This is a genomic window from Castellaniella sp. S9, from assembly GCF_027257175.1.
In the GTDB taxonomy this organism is placed as follows: Bacteria; Pseudomonadota; Gammaproteobacteria; order Burkholderiales; family Burkholderiaceae_B; genus Castellaniella.
In genome coordinates this window covers 108,446-132,374 of the sequence record NZ_JAPFGD010000010.1, presented here as the reverse complement: position 1 = coordinate 132,374, position 23,929 = coordinate 108,446, and the positions used below count along the sequence as shown (strand labels likewise).

Here is a 23,929-nt window from a genome sequence, read left to right as displayed (position 1 = left end):
ATGCTTGGCCAGGCATGGCAACTGGCCCCTGCGAAGGCACGCGTCGGCCTCCGCCCCAGTGGGGGCGGCATCGCCCCCCGGTCGCCAGTGTACTATCCCGGGAGCATCCCGGGACTTTGCGGGACGCCCCGTGCCGCCCGGGCGTTCAGCGCCTGGGCGGTTCCGGCACGAGCGCGGCTCAGTTCTTGCCGAGCTTGCCGACCACGCCCTCGACGTAGTAGTCCATGGCGTTCAGGCCCTTGTCGTCCAGCGCGCCGTCAGCCAGGCGCACCTTGCCTTCGTTGTCCTTGATCGGCGCGGCGAACGGGTTCAGGGTGCCGGCCGCGATGGCGTCCTCTTGCTGCTTGAGGAACGTCTTGAGCTCGTCGTCGACAGCGGGGCCGAATCCCTCGAGGGCGACCATGCCTTCCTTGAAGCCGCCCCAGACCTGGTTGGACTTCCAGGTGCCGTCCAGCACGGACTGGACTTCCTTGGTGAAGTAGGGGCCCCAGTGATGGGTCACCGCACCCAACTGCGCCTTGGGCCCGAACTTCGACATGTCGGAGTGGTAGGCGATGGCGTACTTGCCGCGTTCCTCGGCGGCCTGCACCGTGGCGGTGGAATCGGTGTGGTGGGTCACGATGTCCGCGCCCTGGTCCAGCAGCGCCAGCGCGGCGTCGCGTTCCTTGCCCGGGTCGAACCAGCTGTTGACCATGATGACGCGCACCTGCGCGTCGGGCTGGATGCTGCGCAGGCCGCGGGTGAAGGCATTGATGCCTTGCAGCACCTCGGGGATCGGATAGGCGCCGACGTAGCCCACGACCTTGGTCTGGGTCATTTTGCCGGCCAGCATGCCGGCCACGTAGCGGGCTTCGTAGAAGCGTGCATTGGTGGTGGCGACGTTGGGCGCGGTCTTGTAGCCGGTCGAGTGCACGAACTTGACGTCCGGGAATTGCTTGGCGACCTTGATCGTCGGGTTCATGTACCCGAAGGACGTGGTGAAAATCAGCTGATTGCCCTGTTGGGCAAGGTCGCGGATGACGCGCTCGGCGTCGGCGCCCTCGGGGACGTCCTCGACGTATTGGGTCTTGACCTTGTCGCCCAGGGCGGCCTCCATTTCGCGGCGGCCGATGTCCTGCTGCCAGGTCCAGCCGGCCTCGCCGATCGGACTGACATAGACAAAACCGACCTTCAGCGGTTCGGCGGCCGCCGGGCTTGCCAGCGCGACGGCCGAGGCGGCCGTCAGGGCATAGAGGGTCTTGCGGAGCATGGTTCCCTTCATGATCGTTCCTTCAGGAATTGGGGTTGAAGTTCTTGCCCAGCGATGCGGGCATGTTGATGCGGATCCAGTTGACGTTCCGCGAGATGAGCACTAACACCAGGATGGTAGCCAGGTACGGCAGCATGGAGAGCAGTTGCGAGGCGATCGGCACCCCCAGCGCCTGCATGTGGAAAGTCAGGATGGTGATGCCGCCGAACAGGTAGGCGCCCACCAGCACGCGAGCGGGGCGCCAGGTCGCGAACGGGGTGAGCGCCAGCGCGATCCAGCCGCGGCCGGCCACCATGCCCTCGACCCACATGGGCGTGTAGACCAGCGACATGAATGCGCCCGCCAGGCCGCAGCACGCGCCGCCGAACAGCAGCGCCGCCAGGCGGATGCGGCGCACCTTGTAGCCCAGCGCGTGGGCCGATTCGGGCGACTCGCCCACGGCGCGCAGCACCAGCCCGGCGCGTGTGCGATAGAGGAAATAGCCCAGGGCCGCGCACAGGAGGAGCGCCCCGTACACCATCGGGTGGTGCTGGAACAGGGCCGGGCCGAAAAACGGAATATGCTCGAGGCCCGGAATGCCCCAACTGGAGGCCTGGATCGTGGCGCCCACGTAGGGGATCCCGATATAGGCCGAGGCCCCGACGCCGAACAGCGACAAGGCCAGGCCGCAGGCCACCTGGTTGGCACCCAGCCACACCGTCAGCCAGGCGAATACGCCGGCCAGCAGGGCGCCGGCCACGGCGCCGGCGAGGAAGCCCGTGGCGGGGCTGCCGGAATGCACGGTGACGGCGAAGCCCAGCGCCGCGGCCACCAGCATCATGCCTTCCGAACCCAGGTTGATCACCCCGGCCTTTTCATTGATCAACAGGCCCAGGGCCGCCAGCATCAAGGGGGTTCCCGCGTTCATCGACGCGGCGATCAGGGGAGCGAGTGCGTCCATGGTCTAGGGCCTGCCTCCACGAATCATAGCGGCCGCGCCGCGCCTCCAGCGGAATTGCTTGTAGATCAGCACGTCGCAGGCCAGCAGCGCGAACAACAAGATGCCCTGGAAGATGCCGGTGATGGCGCTGGGCATGCCCAGGCGAGTCTGGGAGAGTTCGCCGCCGATGTAGAACAGCGCCATGACGAAACTGGCGAACACCACGCCCAGCGGATGCAGGCGCCCGACGAAAGCGACGATGATCGCGGCAAAACCGTAGCCGGGCGACACCGAGGGGGTGAGCTGGCCGATCGGCCCCATGATCTCGCACGCGCCCGCCACCCCGGCGAGCGCGCCTGAAAACAGCAGGCAGCCCCACAGTGCGCGCCGCGAGGAAAAGCCCGCGTAGCGGGCCGCGAGCGGCGCCAGGCCGCCGACGGTGAGGCGAAAGCCCGCGAACATCCGCGACAACAGGAGCCAGGCCAGCAGCGAGGCGGCCAAGGCCAGCAGCACCCCCAGGTGCAGCCGCGTGCCCGGCCAGACCGGCAGCAGGAAGCCGTCGTCGAACAGCCGCGACTGGGGAAAGCCGAAACCATCCGGATCGCGCATGACGCCGTGCACCAGGTAGCTGAGCAGGAGCTCGGCCACATACACCAGCATCAGGGACACCAGGATCTCGTTGGCGTTGTAGCGATCGCGCAGCCACGCCACGATGGCCGCCCAGAAGGCCCCGCCCACGGCGCCGGCCAACAGGGCAAGCGCAATCATCCCGGCCCCGCCGCCGCCCGTGCCGTCATCGAAATGCAGGATGACGGCACCGGACACGATGGCCCCGAGCACGAGTTGGCCTTCGGCGCCGATATTGAAGATATTGGCGCGAAAGCACAACGCCAGGCCGACCGAGGCGAGCAGCAGCGGCGCCACCTTGACGCCGATCTCGGACCAGCCCCGCAGGCTGCTGATCGGTTCGAGGAAAAACACCGCCAGGCCTTCGACGGGGGATTTGCCGACCGCCGCGAACATGATGGCCCCGCAAACGGCGGTCAGGATCACGGCCAGGACCGGCGACAGCCAGGACATCAGGCGCGAGGGTTCCGCGCGGGGAATCAGTTCAAGCATGGACCGCCTCCAGGTCGGCGGTCTCGACGTCGGTTCCGGCCTCGGCGCCGGGCCACAGCCCGCTCATCCACTGGCCGATCTGCTCGCGCTGGGCCTCGCCGATCGGCACCGAGGGCGATATGCGCCCCTTGGCGATGACGACCAGGCGGTCCGAGATTTCAAACAGTTCGTCGAGTTCCTCGGAAATCAGCAGGATGGCGCAGCCCGCGTCGCGCAGGGCGAGAAGCTCGCCGCGGATCTGCGCGGCCGCGCCGACATCCACCCCCCAGGTGGGCTGCGCGACCAGCAGCAGGCGCGGGCGCCGGACGACCTCGCGCCCGACGATGTATTTTTGCAGGTTGCCGCCCGACAGGCTGCCGGCCAGCGCCTGAGGGCCCGGCGCCTTGACGCGAAAACGCTGGATGATGCCCGCGGCCAGTGCGCGCACCGCGCCTTCGCGCACGAAGCCGCGCCACACCGTGGCGCCGTCCTGGTGCGACAACAGGATGTTGCGTGCCAGCGAAAGCTCGGGAACGGCGCCGCGCCCCAGGCGTTCCTCGGGCACGAAAGCCAGCCCGCGCCCCCGGCGCCAGGCCGCCGTGCGCTGGCCGGCCGCCTCGCCATCGATCCGGACGCTGTCCGCGGCTGCACGCACGTCCTCGCCCGAGAGCGCCGTCATCAGTTCCTGTTGGCCGTTGCCCGAGACGCCGGCAATGCCGAGGATCTCGCCCGCGCGCAGTTCGAAGGAGACGTCCCGCAGCGGCGTGGCGAAGGGATGGGCACGCGGCAGATTCAGGCCCCGGACCTGCAGCACCACCTCACCGGCCTCGCGCGGCGTGCGCGCAATAGTGGGCAATTCGGTGCCGATCATCAAGCGCGACAGGCCGGCCTCTGTTTCCAGGCGCGGATCGCACTGGCCGGTCACGCGTCCGGCGCGCATGACCGTACAGGTGTGGCAAAGGCTGCGGATCTCGTCGAGCTTGTGGCTGATATACAGGATGCTGCAGCCCTCGTCGGCCAATTGCCGCAGGATGTCGAACAGGCGCCGCACCGCCTGCGGCGTCAGCACCGAGGTCGGCTCGTCGAGGATCAGCAGGCGGGGCCCGCCCAGCAGCGCGCGCACGATCTCGACGCGCTGGCGCTCGCCCACTGAGAGCGTATGCACGTGGCGTCCCGGTTCGAGTTCCAGCCCGTATTGGTCGACCGTATCCGCGATGCGCTGCTCCAGCGCATGGATGTCGGTATCGCCCGACAAGCCCAGGGCGATGTTCTCGGCCACGGTCAGCGTGTCGAACAGCGAGAAATGCTGGAACACCATGCCCAGGCCCAGCGCCCGCGCCTCGGCCGGACTGCTGATCTGCACCGGCCGCCCGTCCCACTGGACCGTGCCCGAGTCCGGCCGCACCACGCCGTAGATGATTTTCATCAGCGTGGACTTGCCCGCGCCGTTTTCCCCCAGCACGGCATGGATCTCGCCGGGCTGCACGGCCAGGCTGACACCATCGTTGGCCCGCACAGTGGGATAGGACTTGCTGATGTTGTCTAGGGCAAGGCGGGGCGGCATGGCGTCATCCTGGTCGAATCATCCGTAAAGCACCTGAGATGCGAAAAATTCTACTCAGTAAGCGCAGCGGCACCTAAAGGGATAAACCCTTAAGGCGTCCAGGAGAAAAAACCCGCGAAAAGGCCCATCGGGCCGGTCAACGCGCGCGCGTGCCTTGTTTTGCGCGCCTGGCCATCATTGCGCGCGAATGCGCAATATTACCGCAGCGTGATGCCGATCGCAGGCTCAGTCCTCGAAAGCCAGGCGGCCGGCGAACCAGAGGAACAGGCCGCCGGTTGCCGCGCATCCCAGGCGCGCCATCCCGGGGCGGCGCCGGAAGGCGTCCGCCAGGCGCGCGCCGCCGAAGATCAGCAGCGACAGGTAGAGGACGCTGAGGCATTGCAGGATCGCCGCCAGGATGAGGAAGGACAGGGCCGGATGCGGATAGGCCGGATCGACGAACTGTACGAAGAACGACAGCAGGAAGAGGATGGCCTTGGGATTGAGCAGGCTCAGCAGCAAGGCCTTGCGGAACCGGCTGCCGCTGCCCACCGCGACCGCGCGGGCCTGCTGGGGGGCGGCCGGCCGCCAGGCCGACGCCAACAGCCTCAAACCCAGGTAGCACAGATACAAGGCCCCCAGGGTCTTGAGCGCCATGAACAGCATCGGCAGCACACGCAGCACCGAGGCCGCGCCGGCTGCCGTCAATGCCATCAGGATCGAATCCCCGATAAAGACGCCCAGCGCCGCCTGATAGCCGACGCGCACGCCCTGGCTGGCGCCGGTGGCCAGCACGAACAGCGAGTTCGGCCCCGGCAGGAGGATGATGAACACCGTGCCCGCCACGTAGGTCCAGAGGTCCAGGACGCCATACTGGGACAGCATGGACGCATTGCCCGTGTCAGAGCAGATCGCGACGCAATTGCGCCGGGTCGCGGGGCGACAACAGCCCCGGCGCCACGTCGAAGGCGGTGCGCGCACCGCGCGCGCCCTGCGTGCGCATCCTGTGCGCAGCGCGCGCATAGGCCACCAGGACACTTGCGGTGAACGCGGGATTGCTGTCGAGCTTCAGCGAGAATTCCAGGTGCTGGCGAGTGCCGTCGCCCGTCTGGCCGCTACGGATCACGAAACCGCCATGCGGCATGGCGGCGTGGTCGCGCGCCAACGCCTCGGCGGTGATGAAATGCACGGTCGTGTCGTAGTCGGCAAAATAATCCGGCATGGTGACGATCGCCTCGCGCACGGTATCCGCGTCGGCGCCTGCGGCGAGCACGACATGGCATTCCCGCGTATGTTTTTCGCGCGTGGAAAGCTGGGGTTGCTCGCCCTCGCGCACCCGGCGGATCGCCTCGGGCGAGGGGATGGTGTATTGCACCCCCGCCTGCACGCCGGGCACCCGGCGCAGCGCGTCCGAGTGGCCCTGGCTCAAGCCCTTGCCCCAGAACGTGTAGGTCGCGCCCCGGGGCAGGATGGCCTCGCCAAGGAGCCGATTGATGGAGAACAGGCCCGGATCCCAGCCGATGGAGATCATGGCGACCGTGCCCGCCGCGCGCGCGGCCTCGTCCATGGTGGCGAAATACTCGGGAATGCGCGCGTGCGTATCGTAACTGTCGACCGTGGTGAACAGCGAGGCCATCCGCGGGCCTTGCTCGGGCAGGTCCTGGCGCGAGCCGCCGCACAGCAGCATCACGTCGATGCGGTCGCGCCAGTGTCCGGCCTCGTCGAGGGCCAGCACCGGCACGCCGGGATCCACGCAGGCCACCCCGGCGGGGTCCCGGCGCGTGAATACCGCCGCAAGATGCATGTCCTGCGTCAGCGCGACGGCCTGCTCGGCCCCACGCCCCAGATTGCCGTAGCCGACGATACCCACCCTGATCTTGCCGCTCATCGCATCCCCTGATCCATTCAAACGATCCCAGGGCGCTATTGTAGCGGTCCGGCCGCCGGGTCGCGGCGGCCGGGCAATCAGGCCACGGCCTTGACGGCTTCCCCGTCTTCGCCGACCGAGCTGCGGATCAGGTGATCGAAGGCGCTGAGCGCGGCCTTCGCGCCATCGCCGGCGGCGATGATGATCTGCTTGTACGGCACCGTGGTCGCATCCCCTGCGGCAAACACGCCGGGCACGGAGGTCTGGCCGCGCGCGTCCACGACGATTTCGCCGTACGGGGTCAGTTCCACGATGCCCTTGAGCCATTCGGTATTGGGCACCAGGCCGATCTGCACGAAAACGCCCTCGAGCTCGACGCGATGCTCGGCGCCCGTGCCGCGATCCTTGTACGTCAGGCCCACGACGCGCTTGCCGTCGCCATGGATCTCGGTGGTCTGCGCCGAGGTCAGGATGGTGACGTTGGACAGGCTGCGCAGCTTGCGCTGCAGCACATCGTCGGCGCGCAGCGCGTCGCCGAATTCGATCAAGGTCACGTGGGCCACCAGGCCCGCCAGGTCGATCGCCGCCTCGACGCCGGAATTCCCGCCGCCGATGACCGCAACGTGCTTGCCCTTGAACAAGGGGCCGTCGCAATGGGGGCAGTAGGCCACGCCGCGGTTGCGGTATTCGTGTTCGCCGGGCACGTTGATCTCGCGCCAGCGCGCGCCGGTCGACAGCACGACGGTCTTGGCCTTGAGGGTCGCGCCGCTGGCCAATTCGACTTGCACCGACTTGCCGGGCACCAGCCCGGTGGCGCGCTGCAGGTTCATGATGTCGACCTCGTAGGCCTTGACGTGCTGTTCCAGCGCAACGCCGAATTTGGGGCCCTCGGTCTCCAGCACCGAGATGTAGTTCTCGATCGCCATCGTATCGAGCACCTGCCCGCCGAAGCGTTCGGCCACCACGCCGGTGCGGATGCCCTTGCGGGCCGCGTACACGGCCGCCGCGGCGCCCGCCGGCCCGCCGCCGACCACCAGCACGTCGAATTCGTCGCGCGCATTCAGGGCCTCGACCTTGGCCGCGTCGTCGCCGACGTCGAGCTTGGCCAGGATTTCCTCGACACCCGCGCGGCCCTGGTGAAAGAGCTCGCCATTCAGGAACACGGCCGGCACGGACAGGATCTCGCGATCCTGGACCTCGCCCTGGAAGAAGGCGCCGTCGATCGCCACGTGGCGGATGTCGGGATTGATCACCGACATCGCGTTCAGGGCCTGGACCACGTCCGGGCAGTTCTGGCAGGACAGCGAAAAATACGTTTCGAAGGTGTGCACGCCCTGCAAGGCGCGGATCTGCTCCACCACCGCATCGTCGAGCTTGGGCGGATGGCCGCCGACCTGCAGCAGCGCCAGCACCAGCGACGTGAATTCGTGGCCCAGCGGGATCCCGGCAAAGGCCACCGAAATGTCGGAGCCCGTGCGCGCGATGGCGAACGAGGGCACGCGGCCTGCGCCCGAATCACCCTCGACCAGGGTGATCTTGTCGGACAGGCTGGCGATGTCTTCGAGAAAGGCGCGCAATTCCTGGGACTTGACGCCGGCATCCAGCGAGGCGCGCAACTCGATGGCGTGCGTCACCCGTTCGAGATAGGTTCCCAATTGACCTTTGAGACTTGCATCCAGCATTGTGATCACCTCTTGTTTGGACGAACATCCCCGGACCGTGCCGCCCGGCACCGCCTGGTCCAATGAAACGTGGGGAGGGAAATGACCCGCCGCGGACGCGGCGGACCTTCGAGCCGGGCGGCCCTGGGATTAGATCTTGCCGACCAGGTCCAGCGAAGGGGTCAGGGTCTTGGCGCCTTCCTCCCACTTGGCCGGGCAGACTTCACCCGGGTGGGCGGCAATGTACAGCGCGGCCCGCACCTTGCGCAGGAGCTCGGACGCGTCGCGGCCGATGCCGTTGTCGTGGATCTCGAGCACCTTGATCTCGCCCTCGGGGTTGACCACGAACGTGCCGCGCAGCGCAACGCCTTCTTCCTCGATGAGCACATCGAAGTTCTTGGACAGCACGTGGGTGGGGTCGCCGATCATCGGATAGGTGACCTTCTTGATGGCTTCGGACGTATCGTGCCAGGCCTTGTGGGCAAAGTGGGTATCGGTCGACACGCTGTAGACCTCGACGCCCAGCTTCTGGAATTCGGCGTAATGGTCGGCCAGGTCCTCGAGTTCGGTGGGGCACACGAAAGTGAAGTCGGCCGGATAGAACACGAACACGGACCACTTGCCCGCGACGGTCGCATCGCTGACCTCGACGAACTTGCCGTTGTGGTAGGCGGTGGCCTTGAAGGGCTTGATTTTGGTGTTGATCAGAGACATTGCTACTCCTTGTTCAGTGGTTGGCCAATTCGGCAACAGAACTAGTTTAGGCGCCCTGACTATATAAGTAAAATTGATTGTTTTTATTGATGCGATTGTTTAAGGCTATCGTCAGGCCCTTTCCGTCCTGCCTGCAGAAATATGCCCTATTCGCATAATACAAGATCATCCGTTTTTCACATAATCGCGCTATGATCCGCCGGGCAGGCCCACGGAAACACGCATAACCATTTGAATACATTGATATTTAAAACCTAAAACACCCCCCCACAGCACACGGAGAGCGCCATGCGCAAAAACCTTCCGGTCACACAACGGGAATACGACTTCCCGGAACATGAAACGCTATTGTCGGCCACCGACACCAAGGGACGCATCACGTATGCGAATGCCGCATTCGTCCAGGTCAGCGGATTCGACTACCAGGAACTCCTCGGCAAGGCGCACAACATCGTGCGCCATCCAGACGTGCCGCCCCAGGCTTACCAGGATCTCTGGGATACCCTCCGCCAGGGGAGATCCTGGACTGCGGTGATCAAGAACCGCCGCAAGAACGGCGACCACTATTGGGTGCGCGCCAATGCCGCGCCGATCTTCCAGGACGAGGAGCTGCGCGGCTTCGCGGTGGTGGCGGCCGAGGTTCGCGCACTCGCACAGCGCAGCGCCACCTCGGCGCGTGAGATCGCCGCATTGATCAAAGACGTGGTGCACATCGCCCAAAGCAGCGCCGCCCACGCTCACGAGGCCGCCGCGGCCATGTCCAGGATCCTCGAACAAAGCCGGCAGGTACGGGCGCTGATCACGCAGATCAGCGAAGCCAGCGTCGCGCAGTCCGAAGGCGTGTCCCACATTGCCCAGGCATTCGGCCTGCTCGACGACCTGACCCAGAGCAACGCCGCCATGGCCGAACAGTCCGCCCAGGCGGTATCCTCCATGGACGACCAGACGCGCAACCTTGCCCAGGCCGCCCTGGTCTTTCGCCGCGACACCGGTCAGCAGATGGCGGCCTAGCGTGTGCCGCCGGGCCTACGCGGCCCCCGGCTTCCGGCCGAGCGGTCCGGCTGCAATATTCCCATAGGGCCGTCCAACACTTTAGACTGGTGTCCTCATCGGTACCCTGCCAGGAAGATGCCATGATCGGTCGCCGCCGGCACCTGCCGTCCTGCGCCTTGCTGATGCTGTGCTGCGCCCTGCCGGCCCGGGCGGCGCATATCCTGGTGGACGTGGGCCATACGCCGGGACAGTCGGGCGCGCGCGCCGCAAGCGGACGGGCCGAGTACCTGTACAACCGGGACCTGGCCGCCGCGCTGGCCCGCGCCCTGGCGGCCCTCGGCGATCGGGTGACGCGGATCGTCCCGGGGGAGGATGGCATCGCGCTGGCCGCACGCCCGGCGGTTGCGCCGGACGCCGACCTGTTCGTGTCCATCCACCATGACTCCATCCAGCCGCGGTACATCGACGCCGGCCGCCAGGGCGAATTCGCCGGCTATTCGGTCTTTGTCTCCATGCGCAATCCGCAGCCCGTGCGCAGCCTGCGCTGCGCGCAAGCCATCGGCGAGGCGCTGCGAGAGGCCGGAGAGCACCCCTCCGCCTATCACGCCGAGCCGATTGCCGGCGAGAACCGGCCGTTTCTGGACCGCCGCCGTGGCGTGCACCGATACGACGGCCTGGTGGTGCTGCATAGCGCGCGCATGCCGGCCGTCCTGATCGAGGCGGGGGTCATCGTCAACCCCGCCGAGGAGGCTCGCCTCGCGCAGCCCAAAACCATTCGAGGCCTGGCAACGGCGATCGCCCGCGGGGCGCATGCCTGTCTCGATTGACCGCCGCCCTCGGCTTGGCGCCGTGTCGCCGCAGGATGCCGTCAACCCCGCTTCCGGCGCCGATACGCCAGCGCCGCCAGCTCCAGGCGGCCGCCATTGAGGATTACGAGCGGGTCCACGTACAGGCGCCGGCCGCTCTCTTTGCCGCCGCGCGCCGCCGCGGCATCCGCGTCATCCAGTTCTCCGCGCTGGGCGCGGACTCGGGGGCGCGCACGGACTTTCACCTGAGCAAGAGAGCGGCCGACGATGTGCTGCGAGAAGCCGGCATGCCGGCCTTCATCGTCCAGCCCTCCCTGGTCTACGGCAAGGACGGGGCCAGCGCGAGGCTGTTCGATCGGCTCGCCGTGCTGCCGGCGCTGGCCCTGCCGGACGGAGGCACGCAAGCCATCCAGCCAGTGCATGTCGATGACGTCGTGGATGGCATCGTCGCGCTGCTGGATGCGCCCACGCGCGGCACCCGGACCGTGGCCTTCTGCGGTCCCCGGCCGATCATGCTGCGCGATTACCTGGCCGCGTTGCGCACCGGGCTCGGCATGGCCGGCTCCCAATGGATCGTGGCGATGCCGCGGGCGGCGGCGCGCGCCGCGGTCTGGCTGGCGGGCGCATCCGGCAGCCGCCTGTTCAACCGCGACAGCCTGGCCATGCTGGCGCGCGGCAACACCGCCGATCCGGCGGCCTTTGCGCGCCTGCTGGGCCGCGCACCGATGCCGCCCCGCGATTTCGTGCGGCGCGAGGACCGGGCGGGCGCCCGGGCGCTCGCCATATCGCAGAACATCACGCCGGTCCTGCGCCTCAGCCTCGCGCTGGTCTGGCTATGGACGGCGGCCGTGTCGTTCGGCCTCTATCCCGTCCATGACAGCCTGGCGCTGCTGCTGCAGGCGGGCATGCCGGCGGCACTGGCACCGGCCGCGCTCTATGGCGCCGCAAGCCTGGACCTGGCCTTCGGTATCCTGACGCTGGCCTGGCGAGGACGCCGCGCCCGCCTGCTATGGCTCGCGCAGGCATGCCTCGTGCTGGTCTACATGTTGATCATCACCATTCAGTTGCCCGAGCACTGGCTGCACCCTTTTGGTCCCATCACCAAAAACCTGCCTATCCTCGCCGTGCTGGGCCTGCTCTACCTTCATGATTCCCGGACAGGAGACTGATGGAATACCTGGTCCTCAAGCTTCTGCACATTCTGTCTTCGACCCTGCTGTTCGGCACCGGAGTCGGCACTGCCTTCTATCTGCTGTGCGTGGTGCGAAGCGGCGACACGCGCATCGTGGCGACCGTCGCCCGCCATGTCGTGACGGCCGACTGGTTGTTCACCGCCACCACCGCGATCGCCCAGCCGCTCACGGGGTGGTACCTCGTACGCCTGTTGCGGATTCCCCTCGACACGCCATGGCTGGCCTGGTCGATCGCACTGTATGCCGTGGCGATCGCCTGCTGGGTGCCGGTCGTGCGCCTGCAAATCCTGATGCGTGACAGCGCCGCGGCAAGCCTGCGAGCCGGGCAGGGCCTGTCGGCTGAGTTCAGGCGCTACTTTCGCGCCTGGTTCATCCTCGGATTCCCGGCCCTCGGGGCCTTTCTCGCCATCTTTTACCTGATGGTGTTCAAGCCGGCGTGAGCCGAAGCGTCATGCATCCTCGAGAATCAGCGCCGGCCACACAAAATGTTTCAATTAGATACATATAAATCCCCCTCCGCTGAACCCCCCACCCCCTTGAAACTCCGCACATCGTCCCTATAATTAGCACTCGACGGGGATGAGTGCTAACAAGCGCCTCGCGCGGCTCGGCATCCCCCGCGCTTTTTCGTTTTTCCTTCAATTCTTTCTAGGAGTTCCTCCATGGCACTGCGTCCTTTGCACGATCGCGTGATCGTCAAGCGTCTGGACAACGAGCGCACCACGGCCTCGGGTATCGTCATCCCTGACAGCGCGGCCGAGAAGCCCGACCAAGGTGAAGTCCTGGCCGTCGGCCCCGGCAAGCGCACCGAGGACGGCAAGGTCCTGCCCGTCGACGTGAAGGTCGGCGACAAGGTGCTGTTCGGCAAGTATGCCGGTCAGTCCGTCAAGGTCGATGGCGACGAAGTCCTCGTCATCCGCGAGGACGAAATCCTCGCCGTGATCCAGTAAGTCTCGCCCACCGCACTCAATTCAAGGAATTTCAACATGGCTGCAAAGCAAGTCTACTTTGGTGACGATGCCCGTTCGCGCATCGTCCGTGGCGTCAACATCCTGGCCAGCGCCGTCAAGACCACCATGGGCCCCAAGGGCCGCAACGTGGTGCTGGACCGCTCGTTCGGCGCCCCCACCGTGACCAAGGACGGTGTGTCCGTCGCCAAGGAAATCGAACTGAAGGACAAGTTCGAGAACATCGGCGCCCAACTGGTCAAGGAAGTCGCCTCCAAGACCTCCGACAATGCCGGTGACGGCACCACCACCGCCACCGTGCTGGCCCAATCGATCGTCGAGGAAGGTCTGAAGTACGTGGCCGCCGGCATCAGCCCGATGGACCTCAAGCGCGGCATCGACAAGGCCGTCGCCGTCGCCGTCGACGAACTGCACAAGCTCTCCAAGCCCTGCACCACCAGCAAGGCCATCGCCCAGGTCGGCTCGATCTCGGCCAACAGCGACGCCTCGGTGGGCGAGATCATCGCCAACGCCATGGACAAGGTCGGCAAGGAAGGCGTGATCACCGTCGAAGACGGCAAGTCCCTGGAAAACGAACTGGACGTGGTCGAGGGCATGCAATTCGACCGCGGCTACCTGTCGCCCTACTTCATCAACAACCCCGACAAGCAAGTCGCCGTTCTGGATGACCCGTACATCCTGATCTTCGACAAGAAGATCAGCAACATCCGCGACCTGCTGCCCGTGCTCGAGCAAGTCGCCAAGTCCAGCCGTCCGCTGCTGATCGTGGCCGAGGACGTCGAGGGCGAGGCCCTGGCCACCCTGGTCGTCAACAACATCCGCGGCATCCTCAAGACCACCGCCGTCAAGGCGCCGGGCTTCGGCGACCGCCGCAAGGCCATGCTCGAGGACATCGCCATCCTGACCGGCGGCACGGTGATCTCCGAGGAAACCGGTCTGTCGCTGGAAAAGGCCAGCCTCGAACTGCTGGGCCAGGCCAAGCGCATCGAAGTTGCCAAGGAAAACACCACCATCATCGACGGTGCCGGCGACGGCAAGAACATCGAGGCCCGCGTCAAGCAGATCCGCGCGCAGATCGAGGAAGCCACCTCGGACTACGACCGTGAAAAACTGCAAGAGCGCGTCGCCAAGCTGGCCGGCGGTGTGGCGGTGATCCGCGTCGGCGCCGCGACCGAAGTCGAAATGAAGGAAAAGAAGGCCCGCGTCGAGGACGCCCTGCACGCCACGCGCGCCGCGGTCGAGGAAGGCATCGTCCCCGGCGGCGGTGTGGCCCTGATCCGCGCCAAGGCGGCCGTTGCCAAGCTGAAGGGCGACAATGCCGACCAGGACGCCGGCATCAAGCTGGTCCTGCGCGCCATTGAATCGCCGCTGCGCACCATCGTCAGCAACGCCGGCGACGAAGCCAGCGTGATCGTCAATGCGGTCGAGCAAGGCGAAGGCAACTACGGCTACAACGCCGCCACCGGCGAGTACGGCGATCTGGTCGAGCAAGGCGTGATCGACCCGACCAAGGTCACCCGCACGGCGCTGCAAAACGCCGCTTCCGTCGCCAGCCTGCTGCTGACGACCGAGGCCGCCGTGGCCGAACTGCCCGAGGACAAGCCGGCCCCGGCCATGCCCGACATGGGCGGCATGGGTGGCATGGGCGGCATGGGCGGCTTCTAAGCCTTTCCCGCCGCGGCCGATGCCTGTGCATCGGCCGCAACCCGGCAGTACCCAGGCAAACCCCCGACGCGATCACCGCGCCGGGGGTTTTTTTTTCATTGCGCCGCCGGCCCCACGCACGCCCGTTGTGGCATGGCTGTCACGAATGCTACGATCTATACACTTTTCATTTCAAACCTCAAACAGGAGGTCTCATGGCCGCCGACGACAGTCCACGCGTTCATGACCTCGCAGCCCCGGCCTCGCCGCGACGCCGCGGCGTCCTGCAAGCCGCACTGGCAGGATCGATGCTGGGGCCGCTGGCGGCCTGCGACAATTCCGATTCCGGCGCCGGCCAGGTCGACTATTCGGCCACCATCCGGGACGGCCAGGCCGCGATCGTCCAGGCCATGGGCGACACGGACACCTCGTCGGTTTCGGTGGCCTTGATCGACGGCCCGCGCCTCGTCTGGCAACAGGCCTTCGGCACGATCGACGACACCAGCCGCCAGCCCGCCGGAGTCAACACCCTATATAACATCGGCTCGGTCAGCAAAGTCTTCGTCGCCCTGGCAGTGATGATCCTGGTGGATCGCGGCCAGGTCGACCTGGACAAGCCGGTCGATACCTACGTGCACGATTTCCTGATGCTGTCGCCGGAGTACGCGAACGTGACGGTCCGCATGCTGCTGAGCCACACGTCGGGATTCCCGGGGGCGAACTACAACGATATATTCTCGTTCCAACCCTTGCCGGGCTACGCCCGCCGTACGCAGACCGTACTGGCCGGCGAGCATCTGAAGCACACACCGGGCGAGCTGGCCGTGTATTGCAACGACGGCTTCACCATGGCCGAACGCGTCGTCGAGGCCGTCAGCGGAAAATCCTACGCGGTCTTTGTCTCCCAGGAAATCCTGCAGCCGCTGGGCATGGACCTCAGCCGCTTTCCCCTGGCCCATTATCCCGCCGGCAGCGTTGCGCACGCGCGCTTCATGGGCGTCGATCAAGGACAGGAATACGTCAATGCCTACGGCACCGGCGGCCTGAGCAGCACGCCCACCGAGATGATGAACCTGGCCTTGATGTTCCTGCAGCAGGGCGAGTTCAAGGGCCGGCGGATTCTATCGGCCCCGGCCGTGGCGGAAATGGGCCGCGACCAGACGACCGGCGTCACGCTGAATCCGACCCCGCAATGGAAATGGGGCCTGGGGTGGGACAATGCCGACCACCCCGGCCTGCGCGCAGTCGGCTTTGCGTGTTGGGAAAAAAACGGCGGCACGACATTTTTCGGCAGCGACTTTTTCGTGATGCCCGAGGCCGGGCTGGCCGTGATGATCACCGGCACCAGCCTGGCCTACGGCGCAGGCGCCCTGGCCGAACGCATCCTGCTGCACGCCCTGGTCGACAAGCGGCTGCTGCCGCAATTGCCGCAAGCCCTGCCAACGACGCTTTCTCCGGCGGTGACGGCCAGCGACGCGGCGCTCGACGCCATTGCAGGGTACTACGGCAGCTTCGAGGGTGTCAGCCGGGCGGTCAAGAACGGGGATGGCTCGGTCACGCTGGCGCGCTACGAGTCCGGCGGCTGGACGACGGTTGCCGCCGGGCTGCGCCTGCGCGAGGACGGCTGGTTTTCCGCCGAGGGCTCGCCCCGGTCTTTTCGTATCGCCGACAGCGGCCCCTACCGCTATCTGATCATGCGCTTTGCAAACAAGGGCAGCCATTACTGGAATTCCATGCCATACGGCCAGCAGATTGCCGCTGCACCAGCCCTCCCGGCGGCTTGGCAGGGTCGGGTGGGCAAACGCTGGGTACTGGTCAACGAGCATGAATCCTCGACCATGCTCAGTACCGACTCGCCCGGGGTGGTCCTGAGCGACATCACCGAACTGCCGGGATATGTGCAAATCGACGGACGCCAACCGCTGCTGCCGGATACTGACGAACGCACCCGCCAGTTCATGAAGATCCCGGTGAACTTCGGCCGCGACCTGTACGAGTTGATCGTAGAGTCGCAAGGGGGCGAAGAATGGCTGGTCTTCGGCGGCTATCGCTATCGGCCCGTGGGCACCATTCCCACGGTGCCGACAGGCACGACGACAGCCATCGTCATGGGAGCCGAGGGCTACTCCGAGCCTCGCAAACTGAGCACCACCGCCACCGCACTGACCGTGGCAGGCGCACGCGCCTGGCGGCTGTACGATGACCAGTGGCAGGCGCTGAAGTTCGTGGAAGGCAACGGCAGCGCAAGCCTGCCGGGAGGCAGCGATGCATTCGTCATGATCTACGGCGAACCGGCCAGCACCGCCGACATCACGCTGAGCTGACGTCGCGAGCATTCGCGACGATCCGCGCAACGCAACGAAGCCTTCACAGCAGCGCCCTAGAATCTGGGCGCCGTGCCACCGCCCCCCTTCCATTACAATGCCGACACGTCCCCCATCGGCGCCATCATGACCCAATCCTCACCCTACAAGAGCACCGGCGGCCTGATCCGCATCGTGCGCGCCTTCGGCTATTCGCTGCAGGGGCTGGGTGCGGCGTGGCGCCATGAGGCGGCGTTCCGCCAGGAGGTCGCGCTGTCCGCCATACTGATCCCGCTGGGCCTGTGGCTGGGCAATTCCACCACCGAACGCCTGCTGCTGGCCGGCATGCTGGTGCTGGTGCTGGTGGTCGAGCTGGTCAATTCAGCCATCGAGGCCTTGGCCGATGCCGTCAGCGCGGACCATCATCCGCTGCTGGGCCGGGCCAAGGACCTGGGCAGCGCGGCGGTGCTGTTGACGCTGCTGCTGACGGGGGCGGTCTGGATGTCCATCCTGGTCCCGCGCTGGTGGCCGGCCTGAACGGCACGGCGCGCATCCCTCATCAACCGCCAACCGATCGATACCGATCACCGCCCGACATGAACTTCATCGAAAAACTGAATCGCGCCTGGGAAACCCAGGATTCATTGCTGATGGTGGGCCTGGACCCCGATCCACAACGATTGCCGGCGGAACTTGCGGGGCGGCCGGACGCGGTGTTCGAGTTCTGCCGCGCGATCGTGGACGCCACGGCGCCCTACGCCTGCGGCTTCAAGCCGCAAATCGCCTATTTCGCCGCGCAAGGGGCCGAAGACCAGCTGCTGGACCTGTGCCGCCACATCCGCGAGCATCATCCGGCACTGCCCATCGTGCTGGACGCCAAGCGCGGCGACATCGGCAGCACGGCGGCCCAATATGCGCGCGAGGCCTACGAGCGCTACGGTGCCGACGCGGTGACCGTGAACCCCTACATGGGGCGGGACTCGATCCAGCCCTACCTGGACTACGGCGACCGGGGCGTCATCATCCTGTGCCGCACTTCCAACGTCGGCGGCGCCGACCTGCAGGACATGCGGCTGGCCAATGGCACCCCCCTGTACCTGCACCTGGCCGACCAGGTGGCGCGGGTGTGGAACACGACGGGCCAGTGCGCCCTGGTGGTGGGCGCCACCTATCCTGAGGAGATCGGCCTGGTGCGCCAGCGCGTGGGCGACATGCCGCTGCTGGTGCCGGGCATCGGCGCCCAGGGCGGCGATATCCGCGCCACGGTCCGTGCGGGCCGCACGCCGGCGGGCCGGGGCATGATGATCAATTCGTCGCGCGCCATCCTGTATGCCGGCCGGGGCGAGGACTGGACCGAGGCGGCGGCCAAGGCGGCCCGCGCCACGCGCAGCGCCATCCGGCTGGCGCTGATCGACGGGCACTGAGGCCGGCAGGACGGCGCGGCGCCTCAAGCCTGCTTGATGTCCTGCAGGGCCAGCCGCAAGGCGAAGGTCACGGCACCCTGGCGAACGGCCTCGCGGTCGCCTTCGAAGACATGGGTGACGGCGCGCGTGACGATTCCAGGCCCGGCGCGCCGCGCGACGCCGAAGCACACCATGCCGACGGGCTTGCCCGGCGTGGCGCCGTCCGGCCCGGCGATCCCGGTGGTGGACAGCGCCAGGTGGGCGCCGCGCGCGGTGGCCAGCACGCCCGCTGCCATTTCCATCGCGGTTTCCTCGCTGACGGCGCCGAAACGCTCCAGCGTATCGTTGCCGACGCGCAATTGCTCGACCTTGGCGGCATTGCTGTAGGTCACGAAGCCGCGATCGAACCAGGCGCTGGAGCCCGGCCGCGCGGTGAGGGCCGCCGCCAGCAGCCCGCCGGTGCAGGATTCCGCGCAGGCGCAGACCCAGCCTGCGGCCCGCAATGCCGCGCCGACCTCGCCCGCGAGAGTTTCGAGTTCCCTGTTGCCCATCATCCGCCTCCCATGCGCACGATCACCGCCACGACCAGCAGCGTATAGGCCGCCGCCAGTATATCGTCCAGCATCACGCCGAAACCGTTCTTGAGCCGCCGGTCGAAGGTCCGAACGGGCGGCGGCTTGAGGATGTCGAAGAGCCGGAACAGGACGAAGGCCAGCGCCTGCATCCAGATGCCGCCCGGCGTCAGCCACAGGACCAGCCAGAAGGCGACGACCTCGTCCCAGACCATGCCGCCGTGATCCGGCGCGCCAAGCGCGCGGCCGCAGCGCTGGCAGGCCCAGCATCCCAGCGCGAAGGCCAGGACGAGGACGCCGGCAATCCAGGCATCGGGCAGGCGGCCCAGCACGGCGACCCAGAGCAGCCAGCCCATGAGGGTGCCCCAGGTGCCGGGCGCCGGACGCAACAGGCCCGCCCCCAGGCCGAATGCCAGCAGGCGGTCGGGACGTGAAAACACCCAGGCCGCGGTCGGCGCTGCGGGCGAATCGCGCGGATCCCGATGCGCCATGATCGTCAGGGGGTGCCGGCGGCCCGGAAGTGGTCGTAGCCGCCCGGCCCGTGAGGCAGCGGGTTGTCGTCGGCATCCAGCACCCGCAGGGCGTCGCCGCGCACCACCACGCCGATGCGCGACACCGGCACGTCCAGCAGGCGCGCCGTGGCCTGGATTTGCTCGCGCCGCTTGGGCGAGGCGGTGAAGCACAGTTCATAGCAATCGCCGCCCGCCAGGATCATGTCGCGCCGCAGCGCCTCGTCGAGTCCGTCCAGGACGGGGGCGGCGGGAATGCGATCGAACGTGAGGTCGGCGCCGCATTGGCTGGCGCGCAGGATGTGGCCCAGGTCCTGCAACAGCCCGTCGGAAATGTCCAAAGCGGCATGCGCCATGCCCGCCAGCCGTTGGCCAAAGCGCAGCCGCGGCCAGGGCCGCTCGAGCACCGGGCGGGCGGCGGCCAGACGCGCCGCGTCGGCGGGCAGCCGGCCCTGCAGCATGCGCAAGGCCAGTTCCGCGGAGCCCAGGTGGCCGGTCACCCAGATGTCGTCGCCGACCTTGGCCGCGTCGCGGCGCAGGGCATGGTTGCGGCGGACCTCGCCCATCACGGTGACGCTGATCACCACGCCCGCCGGATTGCGCGTGGTATCGCCGCCCACCAAGGGGCATTGCGCCTGGCGCGACAGCGTCTGGAAGCCTTCCGAGAAGGCCTTCAGCCAGTCATGGTCGATGCGCGGAATCGACAGCGCCAGCGTGCAGGCCACGGGACGCGCGCCCATGGCCGCCAGGTCGGAGAGATTGACGGCCAGGGCCTTGTATCCCAGGTCGGCCGGGTCGACGTCGGCAAAGAAATGCTGGCCCTCGACCAGCATGTCGCTGCTGACGGCCATCTGGAAGCCATGCGACACCGGCAGCAGGGCGCAGTCATCGCCCACGCCCAGCATGCCCGCGGGCGCCGGCCATGAGAAGTACCGGGCGATCAGGTCGAATTCACTGTCGGACCGCATGGGTGTGCCCCAGCCGCTTCAGCGCCGCGTCCCAGCCCCGACCTCGGCCGCGCGCGCATCGGCGGCGAGCTTGTCGAGCACCCCGTTGACGAAGCGGAATCCGTCGGTGCCGCCGAACGATTTGGCGAGTTCGACGGCCTCGTTGATGGCCACCCGGTACGGAACCTCGACGTGGTGGACGAGCTCGAAGCTGCCGATCAGCAGGATCGCGTGCTCGATGGGCGAAAGCTCGGCGATCGTGCGGTCGATGTAGGGCTTGAAGCGCTCGCGCAGCGCGTCGGCCTGCGATACCGTGCCCTGCAGCAGCGTCTGGTACCACTGGATGTCGGCATCGCCGAAATTCTCGCCGTCGCGCACGTGGGCATCGATCTCGCCGAGCTCGCCCAGGTCTTCGCCGCCGCGCAGCAGCCAGGCGTAGATGCCCTGCAGGGCGAATTCGCGCGCCATGCGGCGCGCGCTACGCGCATTGCCGCGGCCCGCGCGCGCCGCCCGGGGATCAGTCATCGGCGTCCTCGACGTCCTCGTCATCATCCTCGTCGTCGTCATCATCCTCATCGTAGTCGTCATCCTCGGACTCGGGCTCGAGGGCCGCGACCAGGTTGGCCATCTCGACGGCGGCACGCGCGCAATCGCGGCCCTTGTCGGCGGCGCGCGCCTGGGCCTGCTCGTCCGTGTCGGTGGTGAGTACGCCGTTGGCCACCGGGATGCCGGTCTCGAGGGCGATACGGCTGATGGCCGCGGCGCTTTCATTGCTGACGAGCTCGAAGTGGTAGGTCTCGCCGCGGATCACCGCGCCCAGTGCGATCAGCGCATCGAATTCGAAGGTCTCGGCCATCTGGGCCAGGGCGACGCCGAGTTCGAGTGCCCCGGGCACGCTCACGACCATGACGTCGCGCTCGTCCACGCCGAGCGCGGCCAGTTCGTTCAGGCAGGTTGCGAGCTCGGCCTCGCCGATCTCGGCGTTGAAACGGGCGCGCACGATGCCGATGTGCAGGCCTTCCCCATTCATGTCGGGAGTCATCACGTAAGGATTCATAGTCGCGCATCCATCATCAAGTGTTGGCGCAAGAGTCGCCGGGTTCACTATGGTAACCCGTAATGGTCAGCGCAAAACCCGCCATGCTGGGCATTTTGCGCGGCCGGGCCAGCAGACGCGCGCGGCCCACGCCGAGGTCGCGCAGGATCTGGGCGCCGATGCCGAAAGTGCGCAGGCCGCTGCGCCCGCCGTCGCCCTGGCGGCCTGGGACTTGCGCATCCAGGCCCCGGTTCCAGGCATCGAGCTGGCCGAACATCAGGCCTTCGATGCCTTCGCAGTTCATCATGACCAGCACGCCGCTGGGCGCCTCGCGTATTGTGTTCAGAGCGGCCGGAATGGTCCAGCTGTGGCGCGTAGGCCCCTCGCACAAGAGGTCGAGCACGCTGGTGGGCTCGTGGACGCGCACCAGTGTCTCGTCGTCGGGATCGATCCGCCCGTGGACCAGGGCCAGGTGCGGCGCGTGGGAGGCGAGGTCCTTGTAGGCAACCAGACGGAACTCGCCCCAGGGCGTGCGCACGTCGCGCTCGGCCAGCCGTTCGATCATGGACTCGTGCTCGCCGCGGTACTGGATCAGATCGGCGATGGTGCCGATCTTCAGTCCATGCCGGCGGGCGAAGACCTTGAGGTCCGGCAGGCGCGCCATGCTGCCGTCGGGCTTGAGGATTTCGCAAATGACGGCCGCCGGCGTCAAGCCCGCCATGGCCGTCAGGTCGCAGCCCGCCTCGGTGTGGCCCGCGCGCACCAGGACGCCGCCCTGCACCGCGCGCACCGGAAAGATATGGCCCGGCTGGACCAGGTCGGACGGACGCGCGTCGCGCGCCACCGCCGCCTGGATGGTGCGCGCCCGGTCGGCGGCGGAAATCCCCGTCTGCACCCCTTCGGCGGCCTCGATCGATACCGTGAAGTTGGTGCCGTAGCGCGTGCCGTTCTGGTTGGCCATGAGCGGCAGCTGCAACTGCCGGCAGCGGTCCTGGGTCAAGGTCAGGCAGACCAGGCCGCGGGCGTGCGTGACCATGAAATTGATCGCATCCGGCGTGACGAAGTCGGCGGCCATGACGAGGTCGCCTTCGTTTTCGCGGTCCTCCTCGTCGACCAGGATCACCATGTGCCCGGCGCGCAATTCGGCGACGATCTCGGGGACGGGGGAAATTTCGAAGGATTGCGCCGCCTCGAATTCGGCGTCGGTGCTTGCGCTCATAAGAGACCTTAAAGGGAATCGAACATTTTAACCGCCCCGCGACGGGGCTTTCAGGCCCGGCCGCCCAGCAAGGCGTCGGCGAACTCGGTGGCGACGAAAGGCTGAAGGTCATGCATGCCCTCGCCCACGCCGATCCAGTAGACGGGAATCGGCCGCACGCCCTGGCTGCCGGCGGCGACCGCCGCCAGCGTGCCGCCCTTGGCGGTACCGTCCAGTTTGGTCACCACCAGGCCGGTGAGCTGCAAGGCGGCGTCGAAGGCGCGAATCTGGGATATCGCATTCTGGCCCGTATTGCCATCGACCACCAGCAAGACCTCATGCGGCGCGGCGTCATCGGCCTTGCCGATCACGCGCTTGATCTTTTTGAGTTCCTCCATCAGGTGCAACTGCGTGGGCAGGCGGCCGGCGGTATCGATCAGCACCACGTCGGCCCGCCGGGCGCGCCCGGCGTTGACCGCGTCGAACGCGACCGCTGCCGGGTCGCCGCCCTCCTGGGCGATCACGGTCACGTTGTTGCGCGCACCCCAGGCGACGAGCTGCTCGCGCGCCGCGGCGCGGAACGTGTCGCCCGCGGCCAGCAGCACGCTGGCCTTGCGCGCCTGCAGCGCGTGCGCGAGCTTGCCGATGGAGGTGGTCTTGCCGGCGCCGTTGACCCCGGCGATCATCACGACCATGGGCGCGGCCTCGCCCACCACGAAGGGCTTTTCCAGGACCCGCAGGTGCTCGGCCAGGATGTCGCGCAGGGCCGCCTTGACCGCCGCCGGATCCTCGAGCCGATCCTTGCGCACCCGCGCCCGCAAGGCGGTGATGAGCGTTTGCGTGGCCTCGACGCCGGCATCGGCCATGATGAGTGCGGTCTCGAGCTCGTCGAACAGGGACTCGTCGACCTTGACGCCCACGAACAGCCCGCCGATGCTTTGACCGGTGCGCGACAGGCCGCGCCGCAGGCGCGACAGCCAGGAACCCGCCTCGGCCGCGGCCAGGTCCGCAGGGGCCGCCGCATCGGGCCGGTCGGACCACGCGTCGGGCGGCTGGACGGGTTCGGCGGGCGCCTCGGCCGCGACGCCGGGTTCGGCGATAGCCTCGCCGGGCGGCGGCGCGTCTGCGGCAGCCTGCATCGACGCCAGGGCCTGCGCGAGGCGCGCCTCGTCGGGCGGCGCCTCGGGAGCGGCAATCACCTCGTCGAGCGCGTCTTCCGCGGGTTTCTTGCGTTTAAAAAAGCTGAACATACGATTTACACTAGTCGATCCAGCAATTGTACGAAGCCCGGCCGAGCGCCGGGCGC

At 67.4% G+C, this 23,929-nt stretch carries 24 protein-coding genes; 9 read left to right on the top strand and 15 right to left on the bottom strand.

Annotation, left to right across the window (positions count from 1 at the left end):
* Positions 1 to 178: 178 nt before the first annotated feature.
* From OOZ48_RS16155 to ahpC, 8 genes are all read right to left on the bottom strand, one after another.
* On the bottom strand, positions 179 to 1,261 hold the full coding sequence (locus OOZ48_RS16155) for a BMP family ABC transporter substrate-binding protein (RefSeq protein WP_269499850.1): 1,083 nt from the start codon (positions 1,259 to 1,261) through the stop codon (positions 179 to 181).
* A gap of 10 nt (positions 1,262 to 1,271) precedes the next feature.
* Positions 1,272 to 2,189, bottom strand: a complete 918-nt coding sequence (locus OOZ48_RS16150) for an ABC transporter permease (protein WP_269499849.1) — start codon at positions 2,187 to 2,189, stop codon at positions 1,272 to 1,274.
* Between the two features lie 3 nt (positions 2,190 to 2,192).
* Positions 2,193 to 3,287 (bottom strand): ABC transporter permease, encoded by a 1,095-nt coding sequence (locus OOZ48_RS16145; RefSeq protein ID WP_269499848.1) that lies wholly within the window; start codon positions 3,285 to 3,287, stop codon positions 2,193 to 2,195.
* The gene (locus OOZ48_RS16140; protein WP_269499847.1) at positions 3,280 to 4,830 is read right to left on the bottom strand and encodes an ABC transporter ATP-binding protein; all 1,551 of its coding nucleotides are present in this window, start codon (positions 4,828 to 4,830) and stop codon (positions 3,280 to 3,282) included. Before OOZ48_RS16140 ends, OOZ48_RS16145 begins: the two co-directional genes overlap by 8 nt.
* Before the next feature lie 225 nt (positions 4,831 to 5,055).
* Positions 5,056 to 5,694, bottom strand: coding sequence for a leucine efflux protein LeuE (leuE, locus tag OOZ48_RS16135; protein WP_269499846.1), 639 nt, complete (start codon positions 5,692 to 5,694; stop codon positions 5,056 to 5,058).
* A 16-nt stretch (positions 5,695 to 5,710) separates the two neighbouring features.
* Positions 5,711 to 6,697: a diaminopimelate dehydrogenase gene (locus tag OOZ48_RS16130; RefSeq protein WP_269499845.1), complete on the bottom strand. Its 987-nt coding sequence runs from the start codon at positions 6,695 to 6,697 to the stop codon at positions 5,711 to 5,713.
* A gap of 77 nt (positions 6,698 to 6,774) precedes the next feature.
* Entirely contained in the window at positions 6,775 to 8,358 is a 1,584-nt protein-coding gene (gene ahpF, locus OOZ48_RS16125) for an alkyl hydroperoxide reductase subunit F (protein ID WP_269499844.1), read from the bottom strand.
* A 129-nt stretch (positions 8,359 to 8,487) separates the two neighbouring features.
* Positions 8,488 to 9,051 carry an alkyl hydroperoxide reductase subunit C gene (ahpC, locus tag OOZ48_RS16120; RefSeq protein WP_269499843.1) on the bottom strand — a complete coding sequence of 188 codons (564 nt, stop codon included), beginning with the start codon at positions 9,049 to 9,051 and terminating at the stop codon, positions 8,488 to 8,490.
* A gap of 288 nt (positions 9,052 to 9,339) precedes the next feature.
* Between ahpC and OOZ48_RS16115 the strand changes: the two genes are divergently transcribed.
* From OOZ48_RS16115 to pyrF, 9 genes are all read left to right on the top strand, one after another.
* Positions 9,340 to 10,062, top strand: coding sequence for a methyl-accepting chemotaxis protein (locus OOZ48_RS16115; protein WP_269499842.1), 723 nt, complete (start codon positions 9,340 to 9,342; stop codon positions 10,060 to 10,062).
* A gap of 122 nt (positions 10,063 to 10,184) precedes the next feature.
* Complete coding sequence (locus tag OOZ48_RS16110) at positions 10,185 to 10,871, top strand: N-acetylmuramoyl-L-alanine amidase (RefSeq protein ID WP_269499841.1); 687 nt, start codon at positions 10,185 to 10,187, stop codon at positions 10,869 to 10,871.
* Positions 10,872 to 10,906: 35 nt separating this feature from the next.
* On the top strand, positions 10,907 to 12,019 hold the full coding sequence (locus OOZ48_RS16105) for an SDR family oxidoreductase (protein WP_269499840.1): 1,113 nt from the start codon (positions 10,907 to 10,909) through the stop codon (positions 12,017 to 12,019).
* On the top strand, positions 12,019 to 12,483 hold the full coding sequence (locus tag OOZ48_RS16100) for a DUF2269 family protein (RefSeq protein WP_269499839.1): 465 nt from the start codon (positions 12,019 to 12,021) through the stop codon (positions 12,481 to 12,483). The genes OOZ48_RS16105 and OOZ48_RS16100 overlap by 1 nt, the downstream gene beginning before the upstream one ends.
* Before the next feature lie 222 nt (positions 12,484 to 12,705).
* Entirely contained in the window at positions 12,706 to 12,993 is a 288-nt protein-coding gene (locus tag OOZ48_RS16095) for a co-chaperone GroES (protein WP_269499838.1), read from the top strand.
* A 36-nt stretch (positions 12,994 to 13,029) separates the two neighbouring features.
* Positions 13,030 to 14,676: a chaperonin GroEL gene (gene groL, locus OOZ48_RS16090; RefSeq protein WP_269499837.1), complete on the top strand. Its 1,647-nt coding sequence runs from the start codon at positions 13,030 to 13,032 to the stop codon at positions 14,674 to 14,676.
* A 194-nt stretch (positions 14,677 to 14,870) separates the two neighbouring features.
* Entirely contained in the window at positions 14,871 to 16,979 is a 2,109-nt protein-coding gene (locus OOZ48_RS16085; RefSeq protein ID WP_269499836.1) for a serine hydrolase domain-containing protein, read from the top strand.
* 126 nt (positions 16,980 to 17,105) lie between these two features.
* Complete coding sequence (locus tag OOZ48_RS16080) at positions 17,106 to 17,495, top strand: diacylglycerol kinase (RefSeq protein ID WP_269499835.1); 390 nt, start codon at positions 17,106 to 17,108, stop codon at positions 17,493 to 17,495.
* Between the two features lie 59 nt (positions 17,496 to 17,554).
* Positions 17,555 to 18,382, top strand: a complete 828-nt coding sequence (pyrF, locus tag OOZ48_RS16075) for an orotidine-5'-phosphate decarboxylase (RefSeq protein ID WP_269499834.1) — start codon at positions 17,555 to 17,557, stop codon at positions 18,380 to 18,382.
* Positions 18,383 to 18,405: 23 nt separating this feature from the next.
* Here the strand turns inward: pyrF and OOZ48_RS16070 are convergent, their stop codons facing one another.
* The 7 genes from OOZ48_RS16070 to ftsY are packed head-to-tail and all read right to left on the bottom strand — an operon-like array spanning position 18,406 to position 23,873.
* A complete protein-coding gene (locus OOZ48_RS16070; RefSeq protein WP_269499872.1) occupies positions 18,406 to 18,912 on the bottom strand; it encodes a CinA family protein in 507 nt (168 codons plus the stop codon).
* Complete coding sequence (locus OOZ48_RS16065; RefSeq protein WP_269499833.1) at positions 18,912 to 19,424, bottom strand: phosphatidylglycerophosphatase A family protein; 513 nt, start codon at positions 19,422 to 19,424, stop codon at positions 18,912 to 18,914. Before OOZ48_RS16065 ends, OOZ48_RS16070 begins: the two co-directional genes overlap by 1 nt.
* Before the next feature lie 5 nt (positions 19,425 to 19,429).
* Complete coding sequence (gene thiL / locus OOZ48_RS16060) at positions 19,430 to 20,410, bottom strand: thiamine-phosphate kinase (RefSeq protein WP_269499832.1); 981 nt, start codon at positions 20,408 to 20,410, stop codon at positions 19,430 to 19,432.
* A gap of 18 nt (positions 20,411 to 20,428) precedes the next feature.
* Positions 20,429 to 20,914: a transcription antitermination factor NusB gene (gene nusB, locus OOZ48_RS16055; protein WP_269499831.1), complete on the bottom strand. Its 486-nt coding sequence runs from the start codon at positions 20,912 to 20,914 to the stop codon at positions 20,429 to 20,431.
* Positions 20,907 to 21,446, bottom strand: a complete 540-nt coding sequence (gene ribH / locus OOZ48_RS16050; protein WP_269499830.1) for a 6,7-dimethyl-8-ribityllumazine synthase — start codon at positions 21,444 to 21,446, stop codon at positions 20,907 to 20,909. Before ribH ends, nusB begins: the two co-directional genes overlap by 8 nt.
* 16 nt (positions 21,447 to 21,462) lie before the next feature.
* Complete coding sequence (gene ribBA / locus OOZ48_RS16045) at positions 21,463 to 22,644, bottom strand: bifunctional 3,4-dihydroxy-2-butanone-4-phosphate synthase/GTP cyclohydrolase II (RefSeq protein WP_269499829.1); 1,182 nt, start codon at positions 22,642 to 22,644, stop codon at positions 21,463 to 21,465.
* A 50-nt stretch (positions 22,645 to 22,694) separates the two neighbouring features.
* On the bottom strand, positions 22,695 to 23,873 hold the full coding sequence (ftsY, locus tag OOZ48_RS16040; RefSeq protein ID WP_269499828.1) for a signal recognition particle-docking protein FtsY: 1,179 nt from the start codon (positions 23,871 to 23,873) through the stop codon (positions 22,695 to 22,697).
* Positions 23,874 to 23,929 lie beyond the last annotated feature (56 nt).

Bases quoted from the DNA above. Each gene is read 5' to 3' on its own strand.
- OOZ48_RS16155 (WP_269499850.1), bottom strand. From the start codon at position 1,261: ATGAAGGGAACCATGCTCCGCAAGACCCTCTATGCCCTGACGGCCGCC.
- OOZ48_RS16150 (WP_269499849.1), bottom strand. From the start codon at position 2,189: ATGGACGCACTCGCTCCCCTGATCGCCGCGTCGATGAACGCGGGAACC.
- OOZ48_RS16145 (WP_269499848.1), bottom strand. From the start codon at position 3,287: ATGCTTGAACTGATTCCCCGCGCGGAACCCTCGCGCCTGATGTCCTGG.
- OOZ48_RS16140 (WP_269499847.1), bottom strand. From the start codon at position 4,830: ATGCCGCCCCGCCTTGCCCTAGACAACATCAGCAAGTCCTATCCCACT.
- leuE (WP_269499846.1), bottom strand. From the start codon at position 5,694: ATGCTGTCCCAGTATGGCGTCCTGGACCTCTGGACCTACGTGGCGGGC.
- OOZ48_RS16130 (WP_269499845.1), bottom strand. From the start codon at position 6,697: ATGAGCGGCAAGATCAGGGTGGGTATCGTCGGCTACGGCAATCTGGGG.
- ahpF (WP_269499844.1), bottom strand. From the start codon at position 8,358: ATGCTGGATGCAAGTCTCAAAGGTCAATTGGGAACCTATCTCGAACGG.
- ahpC (WP_269499843.1), bottom strand. From the start codon at position 9,051: ATGTCTCTGATCAACACCAAAATCAAGCCCTTCAAGGCCACCGCCTAC.
- OOZ48_RS16115 (WP_269499842.1), top strand. From the start codon at position 9,340: ATGCGCAAAAACCTTCCGGTCACACAACGGGAATACGACTTCCCGGAA.
- OOZ48_RS16110 (WP_269499841.1), top strand. From the start codon at position 10,185: ATGATCGGTCGCCGCCGGCACCTGCCGTCCTGCGCCTTGCTGATGCTG.
- OOZ48_RS16105 (WP_269499840.1), top strand. From the start codon at position 10,907: ATGCCGTCAACCCCGCTTCCGGCGCCGATACGCCAGCGCCGCCAGCTC.
- OOZ48_RS16100 (WP_269499839.1), top strand. From the start codon at position 12,019: ATGGAATACCTGGTCCTCAAGCTTCTGCACATTCTGTCTTCGACCCTG.
- OOZ48_RS16095 (WP_269499838.1), top strand. From the start codon at position 12,706: ATGGCACTGCGTCCTTTGCACGATCGCGTGATCGTCAAGCGTCTGGAC.
- groL (WP_269499837.1), top strand. From the start codon at position 13,030: ATGGCTGCAAAGCAAGTCTACTTTGGTGACGATGCCCGTTCGCGCATC.
- OOZ48_RS16085 (WP_269499836.1), top strand. From the start codon at position 14,871: ATGGCCGCCGACGACAGTCCACGCGTTCATGACCTCGCAGCCCCGGCC.
- OOZ48_RS16080 (WP_269499835.1), top strand. From the start codon at position 17,106: ATGACCCAATCCTCACCCTACAAGAGCACCGGCGGCCTGATCCGCATC.
- pyrF (WP_269499834.1), top strand. From the start codon at position 17,555: ATGAACTTCATCGAAAAACTGAATCGCGCCTGGGAAACCCAGGATTCA.
- OOZ48_RS16070 (WP_269499872.1), bottom strand. From the start codon at position 18,912: ATGGGCAACAGGGAACTCGAAACTCTCGCGGGCGAGGTCGGCGCGGCA.
- OOZ48_RS16065 (WP_269499833.1), bottom strand. From the start codon at position 19,424: ATGGCGCATCGGGATCCGCGCGATTCGCCCGCAGCGCCGACCGCGGCC.
- thiL (WP_269499832.1), bottom strand. From the start codon at position 20,410: ATGCGGTCCGACAGTGAATTCGACCTGATCGCCCGGTACTTCTCATGG.
- nusB (WP_269499831.1), bottom strand. From the start codon at position 20,914: ATGACTGATCCCCGGGCGGCGCGCGCGGGCCGCGGCAATGCGCGTAGC.
- ribH (WP_269499830.1), bottom strand. From the start codon at position 21,446: ATGAATCCTTACGTGATGACTCCCGACATGAATGGGGAAGGCCTGCAC.
- ribBA (WP_269499829.1), bottom strand. From the start codon at position 22,644: ATGAGCGCAAGCACCGACGCCGAATTCGAGGCGGCGCAATCCTTCGAA.
- ftsY (WP_269499828.1), bottom strand. From the start codon at position 23,873: ATGTTCAGCTTTTTTAAACGCAAGAAACCCGCGGAAGACGCGCTCGAC.